General features: G+C 63.2%; 11 protein-coding genes. 3 read left to right on the forward strand and 8 right to left on the reverse strand.

Annotated features, from left to right (window positions below):
• Positions 1–356 precede the first annotated feature (356 nt).
• From KBB96_RS08585 to KBB96_RS08610, 6 genes are all read right to left on the reverse strand, one after another.
• Complete coding sequence (locus KBB96_RS08585) at positions 357–3,848, reverse strand: beta strand repeat-containing protein (RefSeq protein WP_211634279.1); 3,492 nt, start codon at positions 3,846–3,848, stop codon at positions 357–359.
• Positions 3,849–4,327: 479 nt separating this feature from the next.
• On the reverse strand, positions 4,328–6,328 hold the full coding sequence (locus KBB96_RS08590) for an ATP-dependent helicase (protein ID WP_211634280.1): 2,001 nt from the start codon (positions 6,326–6,328) through the stop codon (positions 4,328–4,330).
• A 127-nt stretch (positions 6,329–6,455) separates the two neighbouring features.
• Complete coding sequence (locus KBB96_RS08595) at positions 6,456–6,758, reverse strand: hypothetical protein (protein WP_211634281.1); 303 nt, start codon at positions 6,756–6,758, stop codon at positions 6,456–6,458.
• A gap of 121 nt (positions 6,759–6,879) precedes the next feature.
• The gene (locus tag KBB96_RS08600; RefSeq protein WP_211634282.1) at positions 6,880–7,320 is read right to left on the reverse strand and encodes a gamma-glutamylcyclotransferase family protein; all 441 of its coding nucleotides are present in this window, start codon (positions 7,318–7,320) and stop codon (positions 6,880–6,882) included.
• A 13-nt stretch (positions 7,321–7,333) separates the two neighbouring features.
• Positions 7,334–8,386 (reverse strand): GTPase ObgE, encoded by a 1,053-nt coding sequence (gene obgE, locus KBB96_RS08605; RefSeq protein WP_211634283.1) that lies wholly within the window; start codon positions 8,384–8,386, stop codon positions 7,334–7,336.
• Between the two features lie 123 nt (positions 8,387–8,509).
• Positions 8,510–8,851, reverse strand: coding sequence for a MotA/TolQ/ExbB proton channel family protein (locus tag KBB96_RS08610; protein WP_211634284.1), 342 nt, complete (start codon positions 8,849–8,851; stop codon positions 8,510–8,512).
• 204 nt (positions 8,852–9,055) lie between these two features.
• Here KBB96_RS08610 and KBB96_RS08615 point away from each other — a divergent pair, with 204 nt between their 5' ends.
• Both KBB96_RS08615 and KBB96_RS08620 read left to right on the forward strand, forming a co-directional pair.
• Positions 9,056–10,297 carry an alginate lyase family protein gene (locus KBB96_RS08615; RefSeq protein ID WP_226373679.1) on the forward strand — a complete coding sequence of 414 codons (1,242 nt, stop codon included), beginning with the start codon at positions 9,056–9,058 and terminating at the stop codon, positions 10,295–10,297.
• Between the two features lie 364 nt (positions 10,298–10,661).
• Positions 10,662–11,246, forward strand: coding sequence for a hypothetical protein (locus KBB96_RS08620; protein WP_211634285.1), 585 nt, complete (start codon positions 10,662–10,664; stop codon positions 11,244–11,246).
• A gap of 92 nt (positions 11,247–11,338) precedes the next feature.
• On the opposite strand, the gene KBB96_RS08625 is transcribed toward KBB96_RS08620, so the two are convergent.
• Together KBB96_RS08625 and KBB96_RS08630 are read right to left on the reverse strand one after the other, a co-directional pair.
• Entirely contained in the window at positions 11,339–11,743 is a 405-nt protein-coding gene (locus KBB96_RS08625) for a YkgJ family cysteine cluster protein (protein WP_211634286.1), read from the reverse strand.
• Positions 11,740–12,462, reverse strand: coding sequence for a peptidoglycan recognition protein family protein (locus KBB96_RS08630; protein WP_211634287.1), 723 nt, complete (start codon positions 12,460–12,462; stop codon positions 11,740–11,742). Before KBB96_RS08630 ends, KBB96_RS08625 begins: the two co-directional genes overlap by 4 nt.
• Positions 12,463–12,550: 88 nt before the next feature.
• Here KBB96_RS08630 and mfd point away from each other — a divergent pair, with 88 nt between their 5' ends.
• The gene (gene mfd / locus KBB96_RS08635) at positions 12,551–15,733 is read left to right on the forward strand and encodes a transcription-repair coupling factor (RefSeq protein WP_211634288.1); all 3,183 of its coding nucleotides are present in this window, start codon (positions 12,551–12,553) and stop codon (positions 15,731–15,733) included.
• Positions 15,734–15,806 lie beyond the last annotated feature (73 nt).

Consider the following 15,806-nt stretch of genomic DNA (forward strand, 5'->3'; position numbering starts at 1 on the left):
GAGAGGTCGCAGACCATAGCCGGAGGTTGAGGAGCCTCGGCGACGATACCTCCGGATGAGATCTTGTTAAGAATCCGCGCCCATGCGCCAGCGGGGCGCGTGGGGCGGAGAAATCCCAACCCATCGAATACAGCAAAGTCGCATGATCGGCCTATCCGCTCAGGTGCGACCCACTTCGTGGTCGAAAAGCCATATGGACCGCAAAACCGGAGGTCGCTACGCGACTCTCCGGCTAATCTCCGCGACCTCTCCGAGGTCGTCATTCCATCGCTCTGGAGTTCCTACCCGTACATAAAGCGGGGAGGGAGCCTCCAACCCCCTCCCCGCCCGGCTGGTGATCCACACCCTGGATCCCATCAGCCACGCCGGCGGCGTACCAGCAACGGCACCGCCGAGAGCAACAAAAGCGCGGATGTCGGCTCAGGCACCGCGGTCCAATTCAACGTCAGCGTGGAGCCCGTGTTCACGAGGTCGAAGTGACCGCGCCCCGCCGATGCGGAATCCGCCTGCAGGATCACGTCTCCCAGATCCAGCGTGCCGGTGCCGGTGTTGTCCACCACCACCCAGCTCTGGTCGGTGTTCCAGAAGGAATCGGCGTAGTTCGCGGTACCGCTGAGCGCGATGTTGAAGATCGAGCCGTCTTCCAATGAGAAGTTGCCCGCCGTCACGGTGGTCATGTCAAATGTGGTGCCCGGTCCGCTGGTGGAATTGTCCGCCAGTTCCCAGGCAAAGGTCGCACCGGCCTCGATCGTGAAGTCCGCGCCGATGGTCATCTCCCCCGGACTGTTGCCCGGCCCGTAGGTGCCGCCGCTCTGGATGATGGTCGCCACATTGAGCGTGCCGGAACCATTGAGCACACCGCTGACGTGCATGACCGCACCGGGCAGGCTTTCGATGGTGGTGTTCGCCACCAGGTGCGCGCCGTTGGCGATGGTGAGGCCGCCACTGCCGATCGTGAGCGTCTGGTTCGCACGGAACGTTCCTTGCTGGATGTTCAGTCCGCCGACGCTCGCCGCACCATCGCTGGTCAGCGTGCCCGCTCCGGTCTTGGTCAGCGTGCCGGTGCCGGTGAAGCCTGCGAAGGTGGCGTTCAGGCCGTTGGTGTTCACCGTCGAGTTCGTGGACGCCTTCAGGTTCCCCACCACATCGGTGTTGAGATCGCTGCCGGTCACTTTCACCGTGCCACCGCCCAGGTTGAAGGACGAACCGGACGTGGTGTTGTTGTAGCGGGCGCGCAGGCTGTTTCCGCCGATTTCCAACGTGCCGCCATCGAGATGGTAGGTTCCCGCGCCGAATCCCGCCACGAACAGCTTCGAACCGGCGTCCACATGGAACGTGCCGCCGCTCTGGTACACCGTGCCTGTTCCCGCGGCTGCGGCGGGATCGTTGTTGCCCACGATCAGGGAGCTGTTGTCGGTCAGATTCAACACCCCGCCCGCGATATTGAGCGTGCCGGTACTGGCGGGTTTTCCAACCGTGGAACGTCCGAGGACGTTGATGCCGCCGGAGAGGTTGAGCGTGCCATTGTTGAGCTGATAGGTGCCGGTGCCGCCCTGGTTGCCGATGTTCAACGCGCCGTTTTCCACCACGCTGACGGTGCCGCCATTCTGGGTGAAGGTGCCGGTCGCGCCAAAGTCGCCCACGCGGAAAGAGCCCGCCACCGCCGTGGTGTTGTCCGCACGGGTGGAGGGATTGATGGTCAGCGAACCGCCATCCATCACATAGGCTCCTGTATTACCCGCACCGGTGCCCGCCATGAACTCGACGGCGGTGGTAGCCCCCGCGGCCTGGCGCGCGGTGCCTCCGGTCACGGAAAAGGTATCGAACGTCCGGGCCGCACCCGTGAACGCCAGCGTGCCCGCGCCGGTCTTTTCCAGCGAACTACCGCCGAAATCCACCTGATGCAGACCGGAACCTGTGAGACTCCCGCTCCAGGTGGCGTTGAGACCGCTTGTATCGATCTTCGAGCTGGTGCCAGCCGTGAGATTCGCATCCACCGCGCTGGTCAGGTCGCTGCCGGTCACCTTGATGGTGCCGCCGCCGAGATTGAAGGCGTAGCTGGACGTGGTGTTGTTGTAGCGGGCCTTGAGACCGTTTCCGCCCACTTCCAGCGTGCCGCCATTCAGGCTGTAGCTGCCGGGGCCGAAGCCGGACACATAGAGCGAGGAACCCGCATCGACATGCACGGTGCCGCCGGTCTGCACCAGCGCTCCGCTGCCCGCAGGTCCGCCGGAGATGTTGTTGCCGATGATCAGCGCGCTGTTGGTGGTGATCTCCAATCGTCCGCCGCTGACATTCATCACGCCGGTGCTGGCCGGATTCCCCACTGTCGAGCGACCGATGACATTGTTGCCACCGCCCAAAGTGAGCGTACCCCCATTGAGATTGTAGGTGCCGGTGCCGCCCTGGTTGCCGATGTTCAACGCGCTGTTTGCCGTGAGCGCGACCGTGCCCGCGTTCTGCGTGAAGGTACCGGTGCCGCCGTAATCACCGACACGGAACGAACCCGCCACAGCACCGCCGCCGGAATTCGTGGACGCATTGATGGTGAGCGTACCGCCGTCCATCACGTAGGCACCGGTATTGCCCGCGCCGGTACCCGCCATGAACTCTACGGCACTGGTGTCTCCTGCCGTCTGGCGGGCCGTGCCACCCGTCACGGCGAAGGTGTCGAGCACGCGGCTCGCTCCCGTGAAAGTCAGCGCGCCATCGCCCGCCTTCACCAGCGCACTGCCACCCTGCCCGATCTGGTGCAGTCCGGTGCCGGTGAGATTGCCACGCCATGTCGCGTTGAGGCCGTTGGTATCGATGGTGGATACCGCGTTCACCCCTAGATCGGCATCGACGGAGGTATCGAGATCACTGCCGGTCACCTTGATGGTGCCGCCCGCGAAATTGAAGTCGTAGGTGCCGGTAGCCGCGCCGCCGCCATATCTGGCCTGCAGCGAAGTACCGCCGATCTCCAGCGTGCCGCCGGTGAAATTGTAGGCACCGTTGCCGAAGCCGGAGAGGTAGAAGCCGGTCCCCGCACCCACCCGCAGCGTGCCCGCGGTCTGGTTGAAGACACCGTTGCCGCTGCCGGACGCACCGCCGCCATAGGACGCGAGCGCCACATCGGTACGGTTCCCGATGATCAGACCGGTGCTGCCGTTTTCAAACACGCCCGGGGAGGTCTCCACCAGATGCGCCTTCAGTTCGACCAGGCCGCCATTCAGATTGAAAGTGCCATTGGAGATGCCGCCGGCACTGTTGTTGAAGCCGATGCTGACCAGGCTGGTGTGGCCTGCATCGTCCGCGTTATCGATCGTCAGCGAGCCGCCGCTGATCGTATAGGAGCCGGTGCCGCCGTTGACACCCACGTTCATCGAGCCTAGCACCGTCGCCGTGCCGCCGGTCTGCGTGACCGTACCGGTGGTGCCGGTGCCTTGGCCGATCTGGAGATTCGCGTAGCGGCTGGCCTGGCCGATGGTCAGGCTGGAATCGCTGCCGATCAGCAGTGTGCCGTTGGAACCATATGCGCCCACGCGCATGAAAGCCGTCAGATTGTCATCGTTCCTCACGGAAAGCGCGGCCCCCGCCCCCAGCGTGAGCGTCGCGCCATGGGTCACGAGGACCGCGTCGCGTTGGCCGTTGCTCTCGAAATGGGGAGCGGTCGGAATATAAAGCAAAGGATCCAGCGGGTCATAGCCATCGTAACTGGCGGACGAATGGAGCGTCGTGTCGCTATCGACGGGCAGCAGGTTTTGCGCGAGCGCCGGAGAGGCGGCAAGCAGGGGAGCCAGCGTGACAACAAAGCGCAAGGACGCGCCTTTCACGAGGCCCCCGATGAGCGGGCGTTTCGGTTTCATAGGACAAAGGGATGAGACAGCAGTTTCCCTCCACGCCTGGGTTTCCGGGAAACCATCCGGCCCATCGCCCTCCCAAAAGGAGTGCATGAACAGATGATCTAACAGATACCCGGCGTGCGGGGGCGGGACTTAAATCGTCATCCAAATGACCGTTCAATCATGAAAATGACTGAAAATACGTGATTTACGCGATCACGTAACACACCAACATCCGATATTGCACCCAATTATTTACAATGACTTTACAATAATGCGGCATCAACTCCGGGATCTTTACGATATCCAACCGCTAGATAGCAATCGGATGTGGCCGGAATCGTGCAACTTGCCTCAGACCAGACTGCTCAGGGAACTTCGCGGCTCATCCCAACCTGAATGCGGCAGGAGCGGAAGCGACTGGATCCGATTTCGGCGAAGCCGCTCACTGGCATGGCCGGAGGCAAGTCTCACAACTTCAGCTACGCAAAGCATCCCCCCTTTCAGTCCCCCAGTAGCCCCTTCAATCCGCCGAAGAAATTCCCCAGCTCCTCCTCGCTTGCTTCCGCGCCGAGGATGTCATCATAGGTGGTGTGCAGCATGTGGGTGTCATCGATCTCCGCGATGAAGCTGCTGGACTGGCAGTGCGTGCGCTCCCCGTATTTGGTACGATACGCGCAGTAAGTCATGGTCAGCAGCTCGCGGGCGCGGGTGATGCCCACGTAGAGCAGACGCCGCTCCTCGTCGCGGGTTCCCTCCACGATGCTGCGCTTGTGAGGGAGAATCCCCTCCTCCAGGCCGACGAGATAGACGATGGGGAATTCCAGGCCTTTTGAAGCGTGCAGCGTGATCAGCGTCGCGCCCTGCTTCTTTTCCAAGTCGTCATCATCGCGGTCGGACGCCAGCGCACTCGCATCGAGGAACGATTGCAGGTCCTTGCCCTTCACGCCGTGCTTGCGGAGCTGGTCGATCACGTCCGCGATGCCTTCGCCGCGTTGCTGGCGCTCGTTGTCGGTCTTGCAACCGCGGCCGACCCACGGGACGTAGTCCATGTCATCGAGCATCGCCTTGAGCGCATCGCCCGGATTCTCCCGCGCGATCTCGATGCGGGCTTTGGTCCCCGCGATGCGGGCCACAAAGTCCTCGATGGCGGCGCGCGCCTTCGGCCCGAGGCCATCAGTGAACTGCGGATCGCACAGCGCCTGCCAGACGCTCTGGTGGTTCGCCCGGCTCCAGTCCGTGGCCATCACCGCGGTGGTCTGGCCGATGCCGCGGTTCGGCGTATTGAGGATGCGCAGCAGCGACACGTCCGCATCCGGAGAGGCCAGCACCTGACAGTAGGCCAGCACGTCGCGGACCTCCTTGCGGTCGTAGAAACTCTGCGCGCCCACCATGCGGTACGGGATTTTCCGTTCACGCAGCGCCTCTTCCAGCTTCCTGCTCTGACCATTGGTGCGGAAGAGAATGGCGTAGTCCTCCCACGCGCGCTTGCAGGTGCCCTTGTCCGCCAGGATCTCCTCGGCGATGAATTCCGCCTCCTCCGCATCGCCCGGCATGGCCACCAGCCGGACCGGCTCGCCGCCCGCACGGGTGGAACGCAGGATCTTCTCGCGGCGGCCGACGTTGTGCCGGATGAGGCTGTTCGCCGTGTGAAGCACCGCGTGGGTGGAGCGGTAGTTTTCCTCCAGACGGATGACCCGCGGGTTCGGGAAGAACTTCTCGAACTGGAGAATGTTCGCCACCTCCGCTCCACGCCAGCCGTAGATCGATTGGTCGTCATCGCCCACCACGCAGACGTGGTAGGGCGGACCGACGAGCTGTTGCAGCAGTTGCATCTGCAAGGCGTTGGTGTCCTGGAACTCGTCCACGGTCACGCGCTTGAACTGCTGGCGGAAGGCATCCCGCACGTCGTGATGCTCGCGCAGGAGCTGCTCCGCAAGCACCAGCAGGTCATCGAAATCCACCGCGTTCTGCGCGCGCAGTTCGTTCTGATACGCGCGGCCCAGCGACGCGAAGAAATCGTTCTCATGCTCGCCCGGGTCGATGCCCTTGTTCTTGAGCTTCGAGATTTCGGACAGCACGGCCTCCGGCTTGATCTTTTCCTCGGCTCCCGCCTTGCGGACGATGAGCTGCTTGAGCAGGCCCGTCTGGTCGCTGCCGCTGAAGATGGCGAAGTTCCGCTTGTAGCCGAGTTTCTCGATGCCGCCGCGCAGCAGCTTCACGCACAGCGAATGGAAGGTGCTCACGGTCATCGCGTCCGCCGCCTTCTTCGACACCATGCCCGCGATGCGCTCGCGCATTTCCGCGGCGGCCTTGTTGGTGAAGGTCACGGCCAGCACGTGCTCCGGACGTACGCCCTTCTCCAGCATGTGGGCGATGCGGCAGGTCACGGTACGGGTCTTGCCGGTGCCCGCACCTGCAAGGATCAGGACCGGGCCGTCCAGAGCACCCACGGCTTCACGCTGGGCATGGTTGAGGGAGTCGAAGGAAAACGCGGAGGCCATCGGCGGGGCCGAGCAAAGGCGAGCCGCGCCCCACGATCAAGCCCGGGCTGCCAATCCAAGGCGGGCCAATGCCGACCCGGCCATTCCGCACCCGTGTTTGGCCATGTGGAGCCCGGCTTGCCCCCCCTCACCGCGCCGGGGCGTCCTGCACCGGTGGCATGGGCGGCGGCTTGGGCCGCGCGGGGCGGATTGCCGGACCCAGCGAGGATGGTGCCGGCGGAGCCTCTTTGGTATCGGCCTCTTCCTTCTCCGCATCCGCTTTCGCGGCATTGGTCTTCGGTGCCAATCGCATCTGGGGACGGATCACCGGCTCGATCACCTCCGGCTTGATGGGCGGAAAGATCAAGCTCCACAGCAGGTACGCCACGAAGAACAGCGCGAGCACGCCGAACAGCACCAACCCGAGTTTCGGTCCGGAGGATTTCAACACGCCCCGAACGTGGCCATGCTTCCCCTCCCGGGAAAGCACCAATCATGCGCCGCATCGCCGCATGCGTCCGCAGGCAGCTTGGTAGCCGGAGTCGTGAGACTTCGGGCTGGGTGGAGGCGTCTCATCCTGCGAATCCGCTGATGGGAGGGCGCGGATCTTCCCCGCCCGAAGTCTTACGACTCCGGCTACGCTGGGACGGCATCGCTTCCAACCAATCCCCACTCTCGATCCGGCGCGCCTCGTCCACTTCCAACCGCCACTCCCATATCAAGGCTGCCACGTGGTTGCCGTCTTCCAATGCAGCGGTGGCCTCCACCCGCCGGTACTCGCTTCCCTCATACTCATCGAGAGCCGCAAGCATCGAGCCGTCCACGTCATACACCTCACCGACCACGGCATCGGACTCCGCATCCAGCACCACTCCCGGATACCAATCGATCCGATAAAGCCGTCCTCTCACCGAGGCGGGCGCGACAAGCACCGCCCCGGCCATCCGGTGGTGGTTCGATCCCCCGCTACGAAGGGTGCCGTAGACGAAAACGCGATGGCGGATTTCGCTCACGGTCCCGGCGGGATCACTTGTTGTATTTGTAGGCCACCTCGTTATCGAGGTACTGCTTGAGGTTGTCGAGGCCCTCCTCCAGCTCGGCGGAGATCGGGATGATCTCCACCTTCGGGAAGCGCTGCTTGAAAATCTCCAGGTTCTCCGCCGCACCCTCCACGTCCATCTTGTTCGCCACCACGATCCATGGGAAGCGGGCCAGCTCGGCATCGTATTCCTTGATCTCCTTGCGGAGGATCTCGATGTCGGACACCGGATCGCGGCCTTCGGTGCCACCCATGTCCACCACGAACAACAGCACGCGGCAGCGGGTGATGTGACGCAGGAACTCGTGGCCGAGGCCGCGGTTCTCATGCGCGCCCTCAATCAGCCCCGGGATGTCCGCGATCGTGCAACGGCGGAAACCGCCGAACTCCGCGACGCCAACCATCGGCTGGAGCGTGGTGAACGGATAGGCCGCCACCTTCGGCTTCGCCGCGGACAGCTTGCCGAGCAGCGTGGACTTGCCCGCGTTCGGGAAGCCGACGAGGCCCGCGTCCGCGATGCGGCGTAGCTCCAGATAGAAAACCGCCTGGTCACCCGGCGTGCCGAGCGTGTGCTCCTGCGGTGCCTGGTTCGTGGAGGTGCGGAAGTTCCAGTTGCCCTTGCCGCCGATACCACCGGCACAGAGGATGAACTCCTGGCCGTTCTCGGTGAGGTCCGCCACCGGATCGAGATCGATACCCTCCTCGCTGCGCTCCGCCTCCACGGCCTCCATCACGGTGGCCGCGGTGCTGCGATAGACCACGGTGCCCGGAGGAACGCGGGCCGTCACCTTCTTGCCGCCCTTGCCGGTCTTGCGCACGCCGCCACCGGGCTTGCCGTCCTGGGCGATCAGCTTCGGGTCGTAGAAGAACTGGCGGAGGTTGTCCGTGGATGGATCCACGATCAGCACGATGTCGCCACCATTGCCGCCATCACCACCATCCGGACCCCCACGGGGCACGAATTTCTCACGACGGAAGGAAACGGCACCGTTTCCACCGTCGCCGGCTTTCGCAAAGATGCGGATGTGGTCGACGAACATGCGCCGAGAGTCGCCCCCATCACAACGGCTGGGAAGTGTAAAGTGAGAAATGGGAATTCCAAGCGGCTCAGGAAATCCCGAGTCACTCCAAGCTTCTCAATTCCAGAGGGAAACACCCACCGCTCATACACGGGCGTCGCCCGGCAAGGCGGCTGCCTGCCGTTGGTATTTGCGGAGCTTGAGGAGAGAAACCACCAGAACAATGATCCCGACCGGGAAAAGTCCGAAGCCGACGATAGCGACGATCAGCACCTCTCCTATTTTTTCCCCAAGCGCATGAGGATCTCCGATTCCCGAGGAACCCAGTACCTTGAAAGCCTCCGACATCCTGTTCGCAGTCCCCACGGCTCCCAAGACCGGAGCCAACATGAACACCGCGCCGACGATCACCCCCGCCTTGGCCCACCCCGGCTTGCGAGGATCAGGTGACAATGGAAGCGCGGGAGCTTGGGGAGGTTCATACATGACCCGGAGAGGAGCTAACAGCCGCCGATAGGATTTCAAGCTCTCCTCACCGCCCTTCCCCGCGGAGCGAAGGAACAATCATCGCCGTGGGTTTCACTGGCCTTTCATCTACATTGACGGGGTCACGACTGCAATCTGTCGCCTCTCCGGGAGCTACTCAGATGTGTGGCTGTCAGGCGGGCCGCGAAGGTTCGACAATCGATCGTGATTTTTCCATCTGTCCGCTCGTTGTCATTGGCGTTCGCCTTGGGGATCTTGTCTGCGGAAGCGCAGAATCATGACACCACCAAAGGATCTCCGGAGTCCGCCCCGGCGAAACAGGAGTTTTCCGGAAAGTTCGACTCGGCGCTGGCCTTGGATCGTGAGCGCATCCTTGTGGCGGCGGGGAAGGCGCTCCAACAGAAGCCGATCTCCATCACGGATACGCGCGCGCCATTGAGCGAGGGCGGTCCGAACGACTACTATTCGAACGGCGACTACTGGTGGCCCGATCCTTCGAAGCCAGACGGCCTCCCGTACATCAAGCGCGATGGCGAATCGAATCCGGCGAATTTCTCCCAGCACCGCTACTGCATCCGTGACCTGCGCGATGCCGTGGCGGCCCTCGCCGCAGGCTATCTCGCCACCGGCGAGGAACGCTACGCGGACAAGGCCGCTGAACTCCTGCGCGTGTTCTTCGTGGACCCGAAGACCCGGATGAACCCGGCCCTGACCTATGCCCAGGCGATTCCCGGTGTCTCACCCGGACGCGGCATCGGCATCATCGATACCCTGCATCTCATCGAGATCCCTCCCGCCATCGCGGCGATGGAAAAGACCGCCGCGTTCCGCTCCGGCTTGAAGGATGATCTCCAAACGTGGTTCCGGGAATATTCGCGCTGGATGATCGAAAGCGCGAACGGCAAGGATGAAGCCCGCGCCCGCAACAACCACGCGGTGGCCTTTGACCTGCAACTCGCCGTCTTCCAGCGGTTCTGCGGGGATGAAGCCGGACTTGCGGAGCGCCGGAAGCGCTTCAAGGAAGTGTTCATCCCGCAGCAAATGGCGGCCGATGGCAGCTTCCCCGCCGAGCTGGCCCGCACCAAGCCCTACGGCTACTCGATCTTCCAACTCGATCTCATGGCTCTGCTGGCAGAGGTACTCTCCACACCGGACGATAATCTGTGGAACTTCACGCTGCCCGATGGCCGAGGCATGCGCCGTGCCGTGGAGTTTCTCGCACCCTATCTGGCGGACAAATCGAAGTGGCCCCGCAAACCGGACGTGCAGGCATGGGAAGGCTGGCCCGCCCGCCAGCCCGCGCTCCTGTTCGCGGGCATCGCCTGTGACCATCCGGAGTATCTGCAACTGTGGAGAAGACTTCCCGCCGATCCGACCGATGAGGAAGTCCGCCGGAACATCGCGGTGACCCAGCCGGTGTTATGGTTGCCGCGCAGGGCTCATTAGAAAATCTCCTCAAAAAACGCGCCTTTGATACCGGAGAACGATGACCGGCACGAAGCAATCGGTGAAAGCGCGACCTCCGGGAATGTTACAATAAATTTTAAAATCGGCCTCCTAAAGCCATTGCAGGAGAGATCCATTTTATGAAAGAGTGCACCTGTAAATCAAGGATTGCGGGCTGATCGAAACCGCAAATGGGTGCATGGCGGTTTTCAGCCGTATCACGAACCCATGATCCCGAGGCGCCTGTCCGGGAATTCGCAAAAGCACCCCAATGTCCAATCGCCGTTTTTGGATTAACAGATAACTACAACCGACTCCTCAAATGCACCTGTCAAAATCACTGGTCGTGGCGGTTTTGCTATCCATGGCATCCATTCCGGTACAAGCCGCGGTCATTTGGACGGAGACGACCAATGGGGATCTGTCGAACAGTCAAAGTGCTCCGAACAGCTTCAATCTGACCTTGGGCACAAGCTCGGTCATTGGTTCTGTAACCGGCGGCACGGATACACAAGACTGGCTCAACGTCACGATTCCGGCAGGGATGCAACTTTCATCGTTGGTCCTGACTTCGTATTCTTCGACGGATGCACAGGGCTTCATGGGCGTACAGAGCGGGAGTGCCTTTGTAGGCAGCCCCTTCACAGCCTCGAATTATCTCGGTTACTCTCATTATGGCACCGCGGCGGTGAACGGCTCCCTGCCCGCCACCAATACCATCGGCATGAACATGCTTTCCATCATGTCCAATCCCGCGGCCGCCCCCGGCTCCCAAGGATTTACCCCGCCGTTGGGCCCCGGCAGCTACACCTTTTTGTTTCAACAGCAGGGAGCCGCGACCAATTACCAGTTTGACTTCGTGGTCGTTCCGGAGCCGGAAACAATCGGGTTCACGATCGCCATCATGGGTGGATCGCTGCTGCTACGCCGCCGCCCGGCACGCCTGTAGAGCTACGTGTATCAGTAGAAGAGTCGGGTGACGCCGCCATGGTCGCCAATCCGGGCCCACACCGCGGCTCACAGGCAGGAATACTCGTGCCGCTACTTCGCCAACCCGCGTGCCTTCGCCTCCGCCATCGGCATCGGTTTCGCGTGGCAGACCTGCCGCCAGCCGGGGAAGTTCCATTTGTTGGGAAAGCCGCGGCATTGCTCCGGCTTCACCGGATGGATGCGGCAGAGGTTGCCTTCCAGCATGATGCACTCGTGGTTCTCCTTCTCGATCAATGACAGTCCCTGCCGGTTCGTGCGGAGACGAGTGTATTGGTCGAGAAACGCGGCCTCGCTCATGCCGAGGTGTTCCGCGATCTTCGGGATCTCATCCTCCTCCAACCGCACGTCACCCGGCCACTTGCAACACGCGGTGCAGCGGTCGCAGACGTAGAACGTGTCCGGGTCGAGATAGACGTCGCGGTTGCCGGGGCTGCCGGCGGATGGACCGGAGGTCACTGCAGCGAGCGGTAGTAGTAGTTCACCTTGCTCTGGAACCAGCGCCACTTCGCACCCGGCCGACCGTTGTCCATCAGGAACCACGGGCAGTTCTTGTGCTCCGGGCTGCAACCGTGACGCGGCCAGTGGTAGTGCGGCACCACGTTGCGCAGCGGGATGTTGTAGCGCTTCATCAGGTACGCGGTGAGCATCGCCGCACGCTCGATGGTAGCGGAGCGGTTGCCGCCGCGGTTCTCGCACATCTCGATGCCGATGGAGTAGTTGTTGCCCGGTCCGTTGAAGTCGGCGTGCTCGCCCTGCTCGTTGCACGGCATGTGCTGGATCGCCACGCGCGAATCCACGGTGAAGTGCCAGATCAGGAAGCCGATGCGGTTGAATCCCTTGCGCTTCGGCGCGCGGAGGGCGCCGCGCTTCAGGGCCAGCGCATGCTTCGAGGCATCCGCGGAGAAATTCTGCGTGCTGTGGATGGTGATGTAGCGCGGATTCATCGGACGCACCACCCTGCGGCCGTAGGTGCCCTTCGCGACCATGTCCGGCTTCAGGTTGATCTTGCGGACCAGCGTGGAAGTGGAGAGCGAGCCGGGTTGCGGCGGCGGCACCGGCGAGGGCCGCCAGTTCAGAACGCGGTCAGGGCCGCCACCCGGCGGACCGATCTGCGTGCAGTTCGAGGAGAGCAGCGCGCAGGCGAGGAGGGAGAAAAAGAGGGCGCACGATCGCATGCACAAGGCTAGCACATGCTTAGGAAAGGTGAATTAAAAACCGCGCAGCCTTCTTGCCACAAGGGAATTCCCGTGTATCCCTCCCTGCGTGACCCGCGCGGCGGATTCTTCCCATGCCTGGCTGCGGCGGGCCGTCACGCAGCCGGATTTCGCCCAACGCCTGGCCCCATTGGCCACCGGCGATGGGGAAGTGTTGCTCGATCACGCGGGCGATGCGGCCCACGCGTGGCTCGCCGCAGTGGTCACGGAGGCCGCGCGCGACCGGAAAAAACAGCGCGTCTGGCTTGTCTGCGACCTGCCCCGCCAGCGCGAACGCCTCGCCACCGAGCTTGAGCTGTGGGGCATCGTGGCGCTGGTCCTGCCCGAGTCGCCCACGGAAACCGCCGAGGGCACCATCGCCGATCCTGAGGGCGCGGCGGAGTGGTTCGCCGTGCTGGAGCACCTCGCGCGTGAGAAAGCCTTTATCGTCATCTGCGGCAGCGATGCCTTTGACTCCCCCGCCCCCTCGCCCGGCGCGCTCCGAGATTCCCGCACCATACTGAAGCCGGGCACACAGCTCGATCCGCGCGAACTTTCCGAAACGCTGGCTTCGCACGGCTACGAACGCGTCCCCACCGTCGCAGGCCGCGGCCAGTTTGCGATCCGTGGCGGCATCGTCGATCTCTTCGCCTGGCAGGCCGCGCGGCCGCTGCGCCTGGAGTTCTTCGATACCGAGCTGGAATCGCTGCGCGAGTTCGACCTCGATTCGCAGGCGTCCACGCGGAAGCTGGATCAATCCGACCTGCTGCTCGCCGAGCCGCCCGCCGCGGCGAAGATCTCCGACTACCGCCACAAGGACGACCTCATCGTCGCCATCGGTGCCACCGGGACGTATCGCCCGGACGTCCGCATCCTGGAGGACGTGGCGGATCTGGAGGGCGAGGAGGACTTCACCACCGCCTGCTATAACAGCCCGCTCGGTGTCTTCGATGCCGGTGACTTCGTGCTGGAGCAATCGCGCCGCGAGGGCTTCTTCAAGCAGCTCAACGAATGGCAGCGCGATGGTTGGGACGTGGGCATCGTATTCTCTAACGATGGCGAGCAGGAACGCTTCGCCGATCTCGCGGGCAAGGACCTCCAGCGCGATCTAGGGCTCACCCCGCTGCGCGGCGAACTGCTGGCGGGCTTCACCGTTCCCGCGCTGAAGCTCGCGGTACTATCCTCCTCGGAGTTGTTCGGCCGCTACCGCACGCCGGGCGTCGCGCGCCGCAGTTCGCTGGATCGCGCCCGTGTCGCAATCGCCCGCGCCACCATCGATGAGATTTCGGAAGGCGACCTCGTCGTCCACTATGAGTATGGCATCGGACGCTTCCGTGGTATTCATCCCGGCGACGATGGCGAGGAGCTGGCGATCGAATACGATGGCGGCTCCATTCTCAGCGTGCCGCTGGAGCAGGCGCATCTCGTTGGAAAATACGTCGGCCTCGGCGGCAAGACGCCGGACCTCAACAAGCTCGGCAGCGTGGCGTGGAAAAACGCGCGCAAGTCCGCGGAGAAATCCATCCTCGACTACGCCGCCCAGTTGCTGCGCGTGCATGCCGAGCGCGAATCGAACCCCGGCTTCGCCCACGCCGCGGATTCGCGCTGGATGTTCGAGTTCGAGAACTCCTTCCACTACACCGAGACCGTCGACCAGCGCCGCGCGATCGAGGAATCGAAGAAGGACATGGAATCGCCGCGACCGATGGATCGCCTCATCTGCGGCGATGTCGGCTTCGGCAAGACCGAGGTCGCAATCCGTGCGGCCTTCAAGGCGGTGACCGGCGGCAAGCAGGTGGCCATCCTGGTGCCCACCACCGTGCTGGCGGAGCAACACTGGCGGACCTTCCGCGAACGCATGTCGGACTATCCGGTGCGCGTCGATCTGCTCAACCGCTTCCGCACGCCCTCGCAGGTGAAGGACACGCTTCGCGGCTTGGAGGAGGGCTCGGTGGACATCGTCATCGGCACGCACCGCCTCGTGTCCGGAGACGTGCATTTCAAGGATCTCGGGCTCGTCGTCGTCGATGAGGAGCAGCGCTTCGGCGTGAAGCACAAGGAGAAGTTCAAGGAACTCTTCCGCCAGGTGGACGTGATGACGCTCTCCGCCACGCCGATTCCCCGCACGCTCTACATGGCGCTGATGGGCGCGCGCGACATGTCCACCATCGAGACGCCGCCGCCGAACCGCGTGCCGGTTTCCACCACCGTCTGCGCCTATGACGAGCGCGTGATCCGCGATGCGATCCAGCGCGAGATGAAACGCGGCGGTCAGGTGTTCTTCCTGCACAACCGCGTGAAGACCATCGAGCTGATGGCGTCGAAGATCCGCCAGCTTGTGCCCGAGGCGCGCATCCTCATCGGCCACGGCCAGATGGAGAAGGATGATCTCGAAGTGGTGATGCACACCTTCGTCAAGGGCGAGGCCGATGTGCTGCTGGCGACCACCATCATCGAGACCGGCATCGATATTCCGAACGCGAATACCATTCTCATCGACCGCGCCGACCGCTTCGGCCTCGCGGATCTCTATCAGCTCCGCGGTCGTGTCGGCCGTGCGGGTGAGAAGGCCTATGCCATCCTGCTGCTTCCGCGGGAGATGATGACCACCGGTGACGCCCGCAAGCGCATCCACGCGATCAAGCAGTACACAGCGCTCGGTTCCGGCTTCAAGATCGCCATGCGCGACCTGGAGATCCGCGGTGCGGGCAACCTGCTCGGCACCAAGCAAAGCGGCCACATCGCGCAGATCGGCTTCGATCTGTATTGCCAGCTCCTGCGCCAATCGGTGGATCGCCTCAAAGGCCGCGGTCAGACCAGTCATCATGCCGAGACCGCGTTCAAAGCGGACTGTGTCTGCTTCAGCGAGAGTGCCTATGCCCGCGAGGATCATCAGGCAGTCATCCCTGCATTCCTGCCAGCCTCATGGCTGCCGGAGACGAAGCTACGCCTCGCCGCCTATCGCGAGCTCGCAGAAGCGGTGTCCGAGAAGGCTGTTAGAAAACTGGAGAGCGCCTGGCGCGACCGCTTCGGGCGTTTTCCGGAAGCGGTGGCGAATCTGCTTCAGATCGCCCGTATCAAGGCCCTCGCCGCCGCCCGCGATGTCGCATCCGTGGAGCTCCAGGCCCAGCGCCTGATGCTCAACCGCAACGGCGATTACATCCTGCTTGAAGGCAAACGCTTCCCCCGCCTCACACATCATCTTCCCAAGCCGAAGCTCGATGAAGCGGAAGGGATGTTGAGGTCATTGTAGTCGAAAGCTCTGCTTTCGAATTGTAGCCGCCAGCTCCAGTTGGCGGTGGCTCACCGGCCAAGCGACGTCCTCC

This window comes from Luteolibacter ambystomatis (assembly GCF_018137965.1).
Lineage (GTDB): Bacteria > Verrucomicrobiota > Verrucomicrobiia > Verrucomicrobiales > Akkermansiaceae > Luteolibacter > Luteolibacter ambystomatis.